10 protein-coding genes and 1 tRNA gene are annotated in these 14,165 nt (G+C 69.4%); 3 read left to right on the plus strand and 8 right to left on the minus strand.

What is annotated here, in order from left to right:
• Positions 1-164 precede the first annotated feature (164 nt).
• From C665_RS01315 to C665_RS01350, 8 genes are all read right to left on the minus strand, one after another.
• Positions 165-240 (minus strand) — tRNA-Ala (locus tag C665_RS01315).
• A 315-nt stretch (positions 241-555) separates the two neighbouring features.
• On the minus strand, positions 556-1,668 hold the full coding sequence (locus C665_RS01320; RefSeq protein WP_004298179.1) for an L-threonylcarbamoyladenylate synthase: 1,113 nt from the start codon (positions 1,666-1,668) through the stop codon (positions 556-558).
• A 10-nt stretch (positions 1,669-1,678) separates the two neighbouring features.
• The gene (locus C665_RS01325; protein ID WP_004298181.1) at positions 1,679-2,845 is read right to left on the minus strand and encodes a 5-(carboxyamino)imidazole ribonucleotide synthase; all 1,167 of its coding nucleotides are present in this window, start codon (positions 2,843-2,845) and stop codon (positions 1,679-1,681) included.
• Between the two features lie 10 nt (positions 2,846-2,855).
• On the minus strand, positions 2,856-3,347 hold the full coding sequence (gene purE, locus C665_RS01330; protein WP_004298182.1) for a 5-(carboxyamino)imidazole ribonucleotide mutase: 492 nt from the start codon (positions 3,345-3,347) through the stop codon (positions 2,856-2,858).
• Positions 3,348-3,357: 10 nt separating this feature from the next.
• Positions 3,358-4,245 (minus strand): bifunctional methylenetetrahydrofolate dehydrogenase/methenyltetrahydrofolate cyclohydrolase FolD, encoded by an 888-nt coding sequence (gene folD, locus C665_RS01335; protein WP_004298184.1) that lies wholly within the window; start codon positions 4,243-4,245, stop codon positions 3,358-3,360.
• Positions 4,246-4,345: 100 nt separating this feature from the next.
• Positions 4,346-6,088 (minus strand): potassium/proton antiporter, encoded by a 1,743-nt coding sequence (locus C665_RS01340; RefSeq protein ID WP_004298187.1) that lies wholly within the window; start codon positions 6,086-6,088, stop codon positions 4,346-4,348.
• Positions 6,089-6,233: 145 nt separating this feature from the next.
• Positions 6,234-6,872, minus strand: coding sequence for a response regulator transcription factor (locus C665_RS01345; RefSeq protein ID WP_012585857.1), 639 nt, complete (start codon positions 6,870-6,872; stop codon positions 6,234-6,236).
• Positions 6,847-9,555 carry a PAS domain-containing sensor histidine kinase gene (locus tag C665_RS01350; protein ID WP_040828234.1) on the minus strand — a complete coding sequence of 903 codons (2,709 nt, stop codon included), beginning with the start codon at positions 9,553-9,555 and terminating at the stop codon, positions 6,847-6,849. The genes C665_RS01345 and C665_RS01350 overlap by 26 nt, the downstream gene beginning before the upstream one ends.
• Before the next feature lie 189 nt (positions 9,556-9,744).
• Here C665_RS01350 and C665_RS01355 point away from each other — a divergent pair, with 189 nt between their 5' ends.
• The 3 genes from C665_RS01355 to C665_RS01365 all read left to right on the plus strand — a co-directional run.
• A complete protein-coding gene (locus tag C665_RS01355) occupies positions 9,745-10,992 on the plus strand; it encodes an ABC transporter substrate-binding protein (RefSeq protein ID WP_004298192.1) in 1,248 nt (415 codons plus the stop codon).
• A gap of 183 nt (positions 10,993-11,175) precedes the next feature.
• Positions 11,176-13,857 carry a pyruvate dehydrogenase (acetyl-transferring), homodimeric type gene (aceE, locus tag C665_RS01360; RefSeq protein ID WP_004298194.1) on the plus strand — a complete coding sequence of 894 codons (2,682 nt, stop codon included), beginning with the start codon at positions 11,176-11,178 and terminating at the stop codon, positions 13,855-13,857.
• Between the two features lie 21 nt (positions 13,858-13,878).
• Positions 13,879-14,165 (plus strand): acetyl-CoA carboxylase biotin carboxyl carrier protein subunit (locus C665_RS01365; protein WP_004298196.1); only part of this gene is annotated, 287 nt, incomplete at its 3' end.

The following is a 14,165-nucleotide window of genomic DNA, read 5'->3' on the forward strand; positions in this document are numbered from 1 at the left end:
CACTGCGGCGTAGTCCGCATGATAGCGGCACGGCTTTGCTATGCACTTGGCAATGGCACTACCCGGCACAACTTTGCCACACTGACTCAGCAAAAACCTGCCATACAAAGCAAAACAGCGCATCACACTGCAAAGTGTAATGCGCTGTTTTTGCTAGGAATTCTTGGTGGACCGAAGGAGGATCGAACTCCCGACCTCTGCATTGCGAACGCAGCGCTCTCCCAGCTGAGCTATCGGCCCTGAAAGAGCGCGCATTATAGTGAGACCCCGCGCGAAAGGGAAGTGCCTTGCGCACATTTGCGCCGTTCGAGGCTACGTGTGCCCTTTGCAGGAGCGACGCGAGTCACGATCCGGCGGTGGGGCGGTGATGAGGCGTCGGTAAAGGCTCGGAGGCCGTCATCGCGACTTGCGTCGCTCCTACGTGTGCCCTTTGCAGGAGCGACGCGAGTCGCGATCCGGCGGTGGGGCGGTGATGAGGCGTCGGTGAAGGCTCGGAGGCCGTCATCGCGACTTGCGTCGCTCCTGCGGGGCAGGTAGCGCGAGGGCGCGGCAGGGCTAGTCAGTTGCGCCGGAGCCGACGGCGGCGCGGCCGAGGCGGTCGGCGACGGCGCGCCAGCCGGGGCCGCCGGGGAGCGCTTCGATCAGGATTAAGTCGGCGCCGACGCCGTCGAGGGCGCGCAGGCTGGCGTACAGGCCCTGGGCGTAGGCGGCGGGATCGGCCGGCAGGCTGCGCCAGCTCAGGCGGGCGTCACGCGGATCGGAGGTTGAGTGGGCGAGCACTGCGACGCGGCTGCCCTCGCCCGCCAGCGCGGCGGCCTCGTCGGCGAGCAGCGCGGGCTCGACCAGGCGCAGCGGGGTGCGCGGGGCGTAATGGGCGGCGAGTGCGCCGGAGACGCGCGGAGCGGGCTGCGCTGCGTCGGCTGCGGCGTTGGGGGCGGCGGCTTCCGCGAGTCCGGACGCGTCGCCGCACTGCCCTGCCCGCGCGGAAGCGGTTTCCGCGACCGACTCGCCCGGCACCCGCGGCCGGCGGCCGATGACGCGCGCGATGTCCTCGGGCGTGATCGCGCCCGGGCGCAGGATCTCCGGCACGTCGCGCGAGAAGTCGAGGATGGTGGATTCGATGCCGACCGCGCAGGCACCGCCGTCGAGGATCATCGCCACGCGCTCGCCGAGTTCTTCATGCACATGCGCGGCGGTGGTGGGGCTGATACGGCCGAAGCGGTTGGCGCTGGGCGCGGCCAGCCCGCCGTCGAAGGCCCGCAGCAGGGCGAGCGCGACCGGGTGCGCGGGCACGCGCACGCCGACCGTGTCCTGCCCGCCGGTGACTTCGTCGGGTACGTCGGGTGTGCGCTTCAGGATCAGCGTCAGCGGGCCGGGCCAGAAGGCGCGCGCGAGCGCGAGCGCGTCCTTGGGGATGGCGGCGGCCCACTGCGGCAGGTGCTCGACCGAGGGCAGGTGCACGATCAGCGGGTGGTCGGCGGGACGGCCCTTGGCGGCGAAGATTTTCTTCACCGCCTCGGGGTCGAGCGCGTCGGCGGCCAGCCCGTAGACCGTCTCGGTCGGCATGCCGACGAGTTCGCCCGCACGCAGCAGGGCAGCAGCCTCGGCGATCGCGGCGGGCGTGGAGGATTCGATGCGGCCGCGCCGTCCGGCCCCGGGGGTACTCATCGGCCGGCGCTCACTCGTCGCGGATGCCGATCGCGGCACGCGCGGCGAGCGCGCGCTCGAGCACCACGGCGGCATCGTCGCCGATCACCACGAAATGGCCCATCTTGCGCCCCGGGCGGGCGTGGTGCTTGCCGTAGAGATGCAGGCGCAGGCCGGGCACCGCGTGCAGCACCGACCAGTCGGGCTCGCGGTAGGCACCATGGCCCTTGCCATCCTCGTACCACAGCTCGCCAAGCAGATTCACCATCACCGCCGCCGAATGCTGGCGCGGAGTGGCCAGCGGCAGGCCGCACAGCGCCCTCACCTGCTGCTCGTACTGGCTGGCGTCGCAGGCGTCGATGGTGTGGTGGCCGCTGTTGTGCGGGCGCGGGGCCATCTCGTTCACCACCAGCTCGCCGCGGCAGACGAAGAACTCCACCCCCAGCGTGCCGACGTAGCCGAGCTTGCCGGCGATGCGCTCGGCGATCTCCTGCGCGCTCAGTTGCGTACCCTCACTGGGGAAGGCCGACGCGCGCGCCGGCGCGATGGTCACGTCGAGGATGCCGTTGCGGTGGCGGTTCTCGCCGGTCGGGAAGGCGCGCACATTGCCCGCCTCGTCGCGCGCCAGCACCACCGACACCTCGTAGTCCAGCGCCAGCATCTTCTCCAGCACGCAGGGCTCGCCCTTGAAGTGCTGGAAGGCGGCGAGCGCCTCGTCGCGGTCGGCGACGCGGGACTGGCCCTTGCCGTCGTAGCCGAAGCGGGCCACCTTGAGGATGGCGGGGAACAGCCCGGCATTGGCTGCGCGCACGTCGTCCTCGCTGCGGACGACCGCGAAGGGGCCGTGCGGCAGGCCGTTGTCGGCGAGGAAGGTCTTTTCGGCGATGCGGTTCTGGCACACCGCGACCGCGCTCGCCGCCGGGTGTACCGGGATGAACTTGGTCAGGTAGTCGAGCGTGTCGGCGGGGACGTTCTCGAACTCGGTGGTCACCGCAGCGCATTCGTTGCCCAGGCTGTCGAGGGCGACGTAGTCGTCGTAGGCGGCGACCAGGTGGCGGTCGGCGACGAGGCCGGCGGGGCTGTGCGGATCGGGGTCGAGCACCCAGACCTTGTAGCCCATCTCGTGCGCGGCCGAAACGAAAAAGCGGCCGAGCTGGCCGCCGCCGAGCATGCCCAGGGTGGCAGGCGGGAGGATCATGATGCGACGCTCAATCCAGGGTCATGTCGAGCACCGCCTGGGTCTGGCGGGCACGGAAGTCGGCGAGCTTGTGCGCCAGCACGGCATCCTCGACCGCGAGCAGCGCCACCGCGAAGAGGCCCGCGTTGGCCGCGCCCGCCTCGCCGATGGCGAAGGTGGCGACCGGGATGCCCTTGGGCATCTGCACGATGGAGAGCAACGAGTCCTGCCCCGACAGCGCCTTCGACTGCACCGGCACACCGAGCACCGGCAGCGTGGTCTTGGCCGCGACCATGCCCGGCAGGTGGGCCGCACCGCCGGCGCCCGCGATGATCGCCTTGAGCCCGCGGCTGCGCGCGGCCTCGGCGTACTCGAACATCAGGTCGGGGGTGCGGTGGGCGGAGACGACCTTGGCCTCGAAGGGCACGCCGAAGTCTTCCAGCATCTTCGCGGCCGCCTTCATCGTGGGCCAGTCGGAGTTGGAGCCCATGATGATGCCGACGACGGGTTGGGTTTCGTTCATCTCGCAGTCCTCACTTGCCGGCCGCGAGCTTGCGATCGCTCGCGGCGCGTTCGGCGGAAATCACGGTGTTTTCCAGCAGCATGGTGATGGTCATCGGCCCCACGCCGCCCGGCACCGGGGTGATCGCGCCGGCGACTTCCCTGGCCGACTCAAAATCCACGTCGCCACACAGCTTGCCGGCGTCGGGGCCGTCCTGGAGGCGATTGATGCCGACGTCGATCACGGTGGCGCCCGGCTTGATCATGTCGCCGGTGACGAAGCGCGGCTTGCCGATCGCCGCCACCAGGATGTCGGCGCGGCGGGTGTGGAAGGCGAGGTCCTTCGTCCTGGAGTGGCACACGGTGACGGTGGCGCCAGCGTTGGTCAGCAGCGTGGCCATCGGCTTGCCGACGATGTTCGAGCGCCCGATCACCACCGCCTCGGCCCCCTGCACCGGCGTGCCGCTGGACTCGAGCATCTTCATGACACCGTGCGGCGTGCACGGGATGAAGGCCTCGCGGCACTGCGACAGGCGGCCGACGTTCTCGGCGTGGAAGCCGTCGACGTCCTTCTTGAGGTCGATCGCCTCGAGCACCGCGGTCTCGTCGAGATGCTTCGGCAGCGGCAGCTGCACCAGGATGCCATGCACCGCGGGGTCGGCGTTGAGCTCGGCGAGCTTGGCCATGACCTCGGCCTGGGTGGCGGTCTCGGGGTAGTCGAAGCGCAGCGAGCGGATGCCGGCCTTCTCGCAGCCGGCGACCTTGTTGCGCACGTAGACCGCCGAGGCCGGGTCGGCGCCCACCAGCATCACCGCCAGGCAGGGTTGCACGCCAAGCGCCGTGAGCGCGGCCGCACGTTCGGCGATTTCGCCGCGCACGCGCGCGGACAGCGCGTTGCCGTCGATGATGCGAGCGGTCATCCTTCAAGCCCCCGAAAAAAACCGCGATTTTACAGCATCGCGGCGGCGGCGGCCCGTACGGCGGATTCGGGTCGGCATCGTGCGGCCAATGCGGCCCGCCTCAACGCCCTCCGCCGAACGGCGGGCACTTGAGGCCGAGGGCGGTGATGCGGCCCTTGTCGCCCATCTCGCGCACCGTGAGCGCGAAGGCACCGATGTCGACGCGGTCGCCGACCACTGGCGGGCGGCCGAGGCGGACGGCGAGCAACTCGCCCATCGCCAGCTCGCGCTCGGCCTCCGCGATGCGCAGGCCGTAGGCGTCGGCGAGGTCGCTCGCACGGCTGTCGGGGTCGACCACGAACTCGCCGAAGAAGCTGGCGTTGGCGGTGAGTTCGCCGCGACTGCCGGCGAAAGTGCGCGCGAGCTGTTCGGAGATTTCGTCGGGCGCGATCATCCACACCGAGTCGCCAGGACGCAGGCGGGTGTCGGGGGTCAGGCGGTGCAGGCTGCCCTCGCGCACCAAGGCCACGCAGCGCACGTCGTGGCCGGGATGGTCGGTGCCGAGCTCGTCGGGATGGCGCCCGTCGGCCTTGGCGCCGGCCGCGACGCAGAACTCCAGCATGTCCACCGCCGCCGCCTCGCCCACCCACACCTCGCGCTTGTCACGCGGCTCGTCGCGCGGCGGCACCTCGACACCCAGCCAGCGCGCCGCCAGCGGCACGGTCGCGCCCTGAACCAGCAAGGACAGCAGCACCACCGCGAAGGCGACGTTGAACAGCAGTTGCGAATCGGGCACGCCCATCACCACCGGCACGATCGCGAGCACCACCGGCACCGCGCCGCGCAGGCCCACCCAGCTCACGTAGAGGAGCTCGTTGCGCGGATAGCGGAAGGGCAGCAGCCCGATCGCCACCGCCAGCGGCCGCGCCACCAGCATCAGGAACACCGCCATCGCCAGCGCCTCGGCGGCATGATCGATCATCTTCGACGGTGTCACCAGCAGCCCCAGCACGACGAACATGCCCGCCTGGGCGAGCCAGGCCAGGCCGTCCATCACCCGCAGGACGTGCTCGGTGGCATGGCTGCGGCGGTTGCCGACGACGATGCCTGCCAGGTACACGGCGAGAAAGCCGCTGCCGTTCAGCAGGTTGGTCGCCGCGAAAACCAAGGTGCCGCCGGACAGGATCAGCAACGCATACAGCCCGTCGGGCAGCGCCAGCCGCATCATCAGCCGCGACAGCACCCAGCCCCCGGCAAGGCCGAGGATGGCGCCGAGTCCGAGCTGGCTCGCCAGCATCCAGACGAAACTGCCGAGCGTGGCGGTCTCGGGCTGCAGCAGCGTGCCGACCATGGCGGTAACGAGCAGGATCGCCATCGGATCGTTGGCACCGGACTCGATCTCCAGCGTGGCCTGGACGCGCTCGTTGAGGCGGACGCCGCTGTTGCGCAGGAGCGCGAACACCGCGGCCGCATCGGTCGAGCCGACGATCGCCGCGAGCAGCATGCCCAGCCGCCAGTCGACATCGAGGAGCCAGGTGGCGAACACGCCGAGCAGGGCCGCCGTACCGATCACGCCCCAGCTGGCCAGCACCGCGGCCGGCCTCAGCGCCACCCGGAAGCTGCTCACCCGCGTGCGCAGGCCGCCGTCGAGCAGGATCACCGAGAGCGCCGCCTGCGCGATCAGCGAGGCGATGAAGAAGTCCTCGAAGACGATGCCGCCCGGCCCGTCCTCGCCGGCGAGCATGCCGACGCCGAGAAAGAGCAGCAGCAGCGGCAAGCCGAGCCGGGCGGAGATGGTGCTGGCGAGCACGCTGATGAACAGCAGCAGGCCGGTGAGCAGGAAGAGCGCGTTGATTCCGGTCATGCGGCGGCGGGGTCCAGCCGGTTGGAAGGGGCTTTCGGCAAAACGGGGCGATCGCACACGGCACACCCCCACAGCGGAGCCGCCCGGGTGGAAGAAAGTTCCTGCGCATGCGGGCGCGGAGATCGCCCGTCGGCACGCGCCGGGGTCAGCGCGGGACGGCGCCGGGTTCGAGTACCACCACGTGCTGGACGAGTTCGGCGAGCGAATGCGCGCCCATCTTCTCCATCACGCGAGCGCGATGCACCTCGACGGTCTTGATGCTGATGCCGAGCACGTCGGCGATCTGCTTGTTGAGCTTGCCGACGATGATCAGCTCGAGCACCTCGCGCTCGCGCTGGGTGAGCAGCCCGAGCCGGCGCGCGGTGTCGGCCTCCTGCAGGCGGCGGTCGCGGGTCTCGCGCTCGAGGCGCAGGCACTGCTCGACCACGCGCAGCATCTCGCGCTCGCCGAAGGGTTTCTCGACGAAATCCACCGCGCCCTGCTTGAGCGCGGACACCGCCATCGGCACGTCGCCGTGGCCGGTGATGAACACCACCGGCAGCCCGCAGCGCCGCCGCCCGAGCTCCTCGAACACCTCCAGCCCGCTCATGCCCGGCATGCGCACGTCGAGCAGCACGCAGCCGGTCATCTCCGGCGTGCAGGCGGCGAGGAAGGCCTCGCCCGACTCGTGCACCGCGACCGCGTGGCCGTTGGCCTCCAGCATCCAGGCGAGCGAGTCGCGCAGGGCTTCGTCGTCGTCGACGACATGTACGATCTGGTCAGGCGCTGCGGGCACTGCGCTCAATTGCGGACTCCGTCGGCAGGGTAAACGTGAATATGGTACCGCCTTCGGGGTTGGCGTCGACCAGCAATCTGCCGTTGTGGAACTCGACGATCGAGCGGCAGATGTTGAGCCCCATGCCCATGCCCTCGGCCTTGGTGGTGTAGAAGGGCGTGAACAGCTGCGCCCTGCCCTCCTCGCTGATGCCGTGGCCGCGGTCGATCACCGCGACCTCGACCGCGTCCGCGCCGACGGTGCGCACCCGCACCGTCAGCACGCGCGCCTCGGGCAAGGCGTCGGCCATGGCGTCGAGGCCGTTGCGGATCAGGTTGAGCAGCACCTGCTCGATCATGATGCGGTCGGCGTACACCGGCGGCAGCCCGGGCTCGAGCTCCGTGTGGATGCGGATGCGGGTGCGGTGGGCGTCGATGTCGGCGAAGCCGATCGCGTCCTCCAGCACCTCGACGAGGTCGACCGCGCAGCGCTGCGGCTCGCTCTTCTTCACGAACTCGCGCACGCGGCGGATGATCTTGCCGGCGCGCTCGGCCTGGAAGCTCGCCTTCTGCATCGCCGCGAGCACGTCCTCGGTCCTCGCCTTGCCCGACTGCAGCCGCGTCACCGAACCGGCGCAGTAGTTCGCGATCGCCGCCAGCGGCTGGTTGAGCTCGTGCGCCAGCGTCGAGGCCATCTCGCCCATGGTGATCAGGCGCGAAGTGCGCTGCAGGCGCTCCTCCTGCTCGCGCGCCACCGCGGCGGTCTGCTTGCGGTCGGTGATGTCGGTGGCGATCCCCATGCGCACCACGCGCCCGTCCACCCAGCGTGTGGCCTGCTCGCGCACGTGGTACCAGCGCCCCGACTGCGGGTGCAGCAATTCGCCGTCGAAGAGCTCGCGCGGCACGTCGGCGGGCGACAGGTTGCGCGGATCGACGCGGTAGTCGCCGCGCTCGGGCTGCGGCACCGCCACCCCGCGCACGGTGCGCCCGACCGCGTCGAAACCATGGATGCGCTTGAAGGCGAGGTTGGCGAAGAGGATCTCGTCGGTGCGCGCGTCGGCCACGAACACCGCGGCGTCGAGGCCGTCGAGCACCGCCTCGAAGCGCTCGTGCGCCGACTCGAGCGCGGCGCGCACGCGCTTGGGCTCGGTGATGTCGGTGATCGAGGCCATCCAGCCGGTCTGCCGGCCGGTGAGGTCGATCAGCGGGGAAAGGTAGAAGCGCGCATCGAAGCGCTCGCCGTTCTTGCGCAGGATGCGCATCTCGAAGCCGCTGCGCGGCGCGCGCCCCGACAGGGTCATCGACAGGTTGCGCTCGCATTCGGCGAGCTGCTCGGGTGGCCAATAGGGAAAGGGCGGCCCGGCGCCGACGAGCTCGTCCTCGTCGAAGCCGATCATGCGGCAGAAGGCGGTGTTCACATAGATGATGCGTCCCGACAGGTCGATCGCGCGCAGGCCGGTGACGACCGAGTCCTCCATCGCCTTGCGGAAGGCGGACTCGGCGCGCAGCGCGTCCTCGGTGGCCTTGCGTCCGGTGACGTCGTGCGCCACGGCGTAGACCAGGCGCTCCTCGCGTACCGGGTTGATGCTCCACATCAGCCATTTGTAGCTGCCGTCGGCACAGCGGCAGCGCGTCTCGAAGCGCACCGGTTCGCCACCGGCGAGGCGGCGCAACATCGCCAGCGTCTCGGAAACGTCCTCGGGATGCACGAAGTCGATCAGCGAGCACCCGGGCAGGCTCCGGGGGTCGTGCCCGAGCACGCGCTCGAAGGCCGGGTTGCAGCGCCCGAAACGACCATCGAGATCGATGACGCACAAGAGGTCGAGCGAAAGGTCGAAGAGCTGGTCGCGCTCCTTCTCCACCCGCACCCGGCGCTGCACGTGGCGGCGCAGCGTCCACAGGCTCCACAGCACCAGCAGCGACAGCCCCACGATGAGCACCGCCGGCAGGTAGCGCAGCACCGCCCCACCGGGCCGGAAGGCCATCGCCTGCAGCGCGAGGCCGTTGCCCGGCGGATCGAGCACGAGGGTAAGCGAGAGCGCCTCCTGCGCGGGCGGCAGGGCCGAGCTGAGGGTCAGCACGCCGCCATCGCGGTCGAGCACCGCAAGCCGGTATTTTTCGGCAAAGCGCGCCGGCACCAGCCGGCTCAGCATGCGCTCGATCGAATACACGGCGACGATCGCACCGAGCGAATCGCCGCGCCGCAGCACGGGCGCGTACACCTCGATCACCGCGCTGCCGCGCGCGTCGATGTAGGGCCGGCCGTAGGTCAGGCGGGCGGACAGGGCGCTGTTCTGGAAGGCCTCCACCTGGTCATCCACGAGGATCTCGCCGGCGAGCAGGTCACGGGTATCGAAGGGCGCCGACCAGGCGATCACGTGCTCGCGGTCCACCCAGGCGAGGTTGGCGAGCGCGGGGTTGATCGCCAGATGCTCGTTGGCGCGCAGCTGGAAGTCGTCGTGGTCGAGCGTGCCCGCCGACAGGTCGCGCGCGAGCTGGACGAGAAACTCCTCGGTGGTGAGCATGGCGCGCCGGATCGACTGCTCGGTCCACTGCAGGTCGCGCGCGAGCGCGTCGCGCTCGACCGCGGTCTCGCGCGCCTGCAGCAGCCAGACGACCGCGAGCATCGACAGCGCGAGCACGGTCACCGCGAGATAGGGCATGGCCCAGTACCAGCGCGACAGGGTCGCCCGGGCGGCGGCGGAGGCTTGCATGGAGGATGGCCGGACGAGCGGCGCGGGGAGGCGGATCGGGAGCAGGATTGTTGTCGAGCGCGACCGCCCGCGTCATCCGGTGTAACCCTGATCGGGGGACGCATACCCGGTGTGGATGCGGCAGTGCAGCAGACGGCGATGGGGTTTCCGCCAATTTGTGCGCTTGTTCACGCTGCCTACAGTGCAAGGATGAAACCCTTCCTCGCGCTGCTCGGGCGCGCCTTCGTGACGCTTCTGCTCCTGGCGCCGCAGTTGTCGGCACAGGCCGTCCCGGCAGAGGCCGTGGGCGCGGGCGCACGCCCGAGCGGCGGCGAGCGGGCACCGATCCGGGTGGGCGTGTCGGGGCCCTTCTCCGGTCCGTCGGCGCCGATGGGGCTGTCGATGCGCGAGGGCATCCGCATCGCCGCCGAGGAGCTCAACGCCGGCGGCGGCCTGCTCGGTCGGCGCATCGAGCTCGTCGAGCGCGACGACGAGGCGAGCAACGAGCTTGGCGCGCAGATCGTGCGCGACTTCATCCATCGCGAACGTGTCACCGCCGGACTGGGCATCGTCAATACCGGTGTCGCGCTCGCCAGCCAGCGCCATTACCAGATGGCGCGCATCCCGGTGATCACCTCGGTCGCCACCGGCTCGCTGATCACCAAGCAGTTCCAGCCCCCCGATTTCACCGAGAACTACGTGTTCCGCGTCTCCGCCAGCGACACCTTGCAGGCCGCGGTGATCGTCGAGGAGGCTGTCGGCCGGCGCGGCCTGACCCGGCTCGCGATCCTGCACGACGCCACCAACTACGGGGTGCTGGGAAGCCAGGATCTCATCGCAGCCCTGGGCACGCGCGGGCGGACCGCGGTGGTGGTCGAGCGCTTCCAGTTGCGCGAGACCGACATGCGACCGCAGCTCGAACGCGCACGCGCCGCCGGTGCGCAAGCCGTGCTCACCTATGGCATCGGCCCCGAGCTCGCCCACATCGCCAACTCGATGGCCCGCCTCGGATGGCAGGTGCCGATCATCGGCAGCTGGACGCTGGCCATGTCGAGCTTCATCGAACTCGCCGGCCGCAACGCCGAGGGCGCACGCATGCCACAGACCTTCATCGCCGAGGCACGCAGCCCGGCGCAGGCGGCCTTCCTCGCGGCGTGGGAGCGCGCCACCGGCAGCGTGCGTATCCCGGTGCCACCGGCGGCCGCACAGGGCTACGACTCGATGCAGCTGCTCGCCGCGGCGATCCGCCAGGCCGGCAGCCTCGACGGTCCGCGCATCCGCGAGGCGCTCGAAAACCTGGATGCGGAGGTCGATGGCGTGATCATGCGCTATCGCCGCCCCTTCTCCCGCGACAACCACGAAACCCTGCGCAGCGCGCGCCAGATCCACCTCGGCGAGATCCGCGACGGCGCCGTGGTGTTCGCCCACGAGGCGGCGCCGGAGAGGCCGGGACCATGAGCGCGAGCGATCAGGGAGCCGATTTCGTGTTCACCAGGTGAAAACATATTGCACATTGCGAAAAGACGTTTTATATTTTGAAACGCTGACCGTGCGGCAGCCGGCATGGTCGTGCCCGTAACCAACAACCCGCCTGTCCCGCCAGACAGGAATCGCCAACTGAACGTCATGAGGAGACAAACCATGACCGGAATCAGCACCGTTCTCCCGCAAACCGACACGGATGCGCAGGAAACGAAGGAATGGCTGGACGCGCTCGCCGCCGTCGTCGAACACGAAGGCCCCGAGCGCGCCCACTACCTGATCGAGACCCTGATCGCCACGGCGCGCCAGGAGGGGGTGAACATCCCCTACTCGGCCACGACCGAGTACATCAACACGATTCCGGCCGAGCGCCAGCCGCCCTACCCGGGCGATCCGGATCTGGAGATCAAGATCCACTCCTACATCCGCTGGAACGCGATGGCGATGGTGGTGCGGGCGAACAAGGACACCAACGTGGGCGGTCACATCGCCTCCTTCGCCTCGGCGGCGGCGCTCTACGACGTGGGCTTCTCGCACTTCTGGCACGCGCCCTCCGAGGCGCACGACGGCGACCTGATCTACTTCCAGGGCCACTCGGTGCCGGGCGTGTATGCGCGCGCGTTCATGCTGGGCCGTCTGACCGAAGAACAGATGGACAGCTTCCGCCAGGAAGTGGGCGGCAAGGGCATCTCGTCCTACCCGCACCCCTGGCTGATGCCCGACTTCTGGCAGTTCCCCACCGTGTCGATGGGCCTGGGTCCGCTGTGCGCGATCTACTCGGCGCGCTTCATGAAATACCTGGCCAGCCGCGGCCTGATCGATCCGGCACGCGCGCAGCAGCGCAAGGTGTGGGCCTTCCTGGGCGACGGCGAGACCGACGAGGTCGAATCGCTGGGCGCGATCGGCATGGCCGGCCGCGAGGGCCTGGACAACCTCGTCTTCGTGATCAACTGCAACCTGCAGCGCCTCGATGGTCCGGTGCGCGGCAACGGCAAGATCATCCAGGAGCTCGAGTCCGAGTTCCGCGGCGCGGGCTGGAACGTCATCAAGGTGATCTGGGGCACGCACTGGGACGCGCTCTTCGCCCGCGACAAGAAGGGCATCCTCAAGCAGCGCATGATGGAGTTGTGCGACGGCGAGTATCAGACCTTCAAGGCCAAGGACGGCGCCTACGTGCGCGAGCACTTCTTCAACACGCCCGAGCTGCGCGCGCTGGTGGCCGACTGGACCGACGAGCAGGTGTGGAACCTGAACCGCGGCGGCCACGATCTCTTCAAGATCTTCTCCGCCTACAAGGCCGCCAACGAGCACAAGGGGCAGCCCACGCTGATCCTGGCCAAGACCATCAAGGGCTTCGGCATGGGCCAGGCCGGCGAGGCGATGAACATCTCGCACCAGCAGAAAAAGATGGACGTCGAGGCCATCCGCCGCTTCCGCGACCGCTTCGGCCTGCCGGTGCCCGACGACCAGCTCGAGGCACTGCCCTACCTGAAGTTCGCCGAGGACTCTCCCGAGCACAAGTACCTGCTCAAGCACCGCATGGACCTGGGCGGCTTCCTGCCGCAGCGCCGGCGCAAGGCCGCCGCGCTCGAGATCCCGGGCCTGGACACCTTCGCCGCGCTGCTCAAGGCCTCGGGCGAGGGCCGCGAGCTGTCGACCACCATGGCGGTGGTGCGCATCATGAACACGCTGTTGAAGGACAAGCAGATCGGCAAGCATGTCGTGCCGATCGTCCCGGACGAAAGCCGCACCTTCGGCATGGAGGGCATGTTCCGCCAGTACGGCATATGGAACCAGCAAGGCCAGAACTACGTGCCGGAAGACCATGACCAGCTCATGTTCTACAAGGAGAGCAAGACCGGCCAGGTGCTGCAGGAAGGCATCAACGAGGCCGGCGCGATGGCCGACTGGATCGCCGCGGGCACCGCCTACAGCGTGCACAACGTGCAGATGATCCCGTTCTACATCTTCTATTCCATGTTCGGCCTGCAGCGCACCATGGACCTGTGCTGGGCGGCCGCCGACCAGCGCACCCGCGGCTTCCTGATCGGGGGCACCGCCGGGCGCACGACCCTGAACGGCGAAGGCCTGCAGCACGAGGACGGCCACAGCCTGATCATGGCCAACATGATCCCCAACTGCATCAGCTACGACCCGACCTTCCAGTACGAGGTCGCGGTGATCGTGCAGGACGGCCTGCGCCGCATGTTCGCCGAGCAGGAGGACGTGTATTACTACATCACGGTGATGAACGAGAACTACGAACATCCCGAGATGCCGGTTGGCGCCGAGGCCGACATCCTCAAAGGCCTGTACCTGTTCCGCCAGGGCGGCCAGGCCAAGACCCCGCGCGTGCAGCTGATGGGTTCGGGCACGATCTTCCGCGAGGTGATCGCCGCCGCCGAGCTGCTCAAGGCCGACTGGGGCGTGGAGTCGGACATCTGGGGCGCGCCCAGCTTCAACGAGCTGGCCCGCAACGGCCACGACGTCGAGCGCTGGAACCTGCTGCACCCGATGGAAGAGCCGCGAAAGACCCACGTGCAGCAGAAGCTCGCCGGCTTCGCAGGCCCGGTCGTCGCCGCCACCGACTACATCCGCATGTTCCCCGAGCAGATCCGCGCGCAGCTCGACCGCACTTACGTCACGCTGGGCACCGACGGCTTCGGCCGCTCCGACACCCGCGAGCAGCTGCGCCACTTCTTCGAGGTGGATCGCCACTGGGTGACGCTGGCCGCGCTGAAGGCGCTGGCCGACGAGGGCACGATCGGCCGCGACAAGGTCGCCGCGGCGATGGTCAAGTACCAGCTCGACCCGTCCAAACCGAACCCGATGTCGGTCTGAGCGCGCAAGGAGACTGAGAACATGAGCCAACTCATTGAAGTGAAAGTACCCGACATCGGCGATTTCGACGCGGTGCCGGTGATCGAGCTGTTCGTGAAGGTGGGCGACACCATCAAGGTCGACGACGCGATCGCGACGCTCGAATCCGACAAGGCCACCATGGACGTGCCGTCCTCGGCCGCCGGCGTGGTCAAGGAAGTGCTGGTCGCGATCGGCGACAAGGTGTCCGAGGGCACGGTGCTGATCAAGCTCGAGGCGGCGGGCGCCGCAGCGGCGGCCCCGGCGCCGGCTGCGGCCGCCGCACCCGC

This window comes from Thauera aminoaromatica S2 (assembly GCF_000310185.1).
Classification (GTDB): domain Bacteria; phylum Pseudomonadota; class Gammaproteobacteria; order Burkholderiales; family Rhodocyclaceae; genus Thauera; species Thauera aminoaromatica.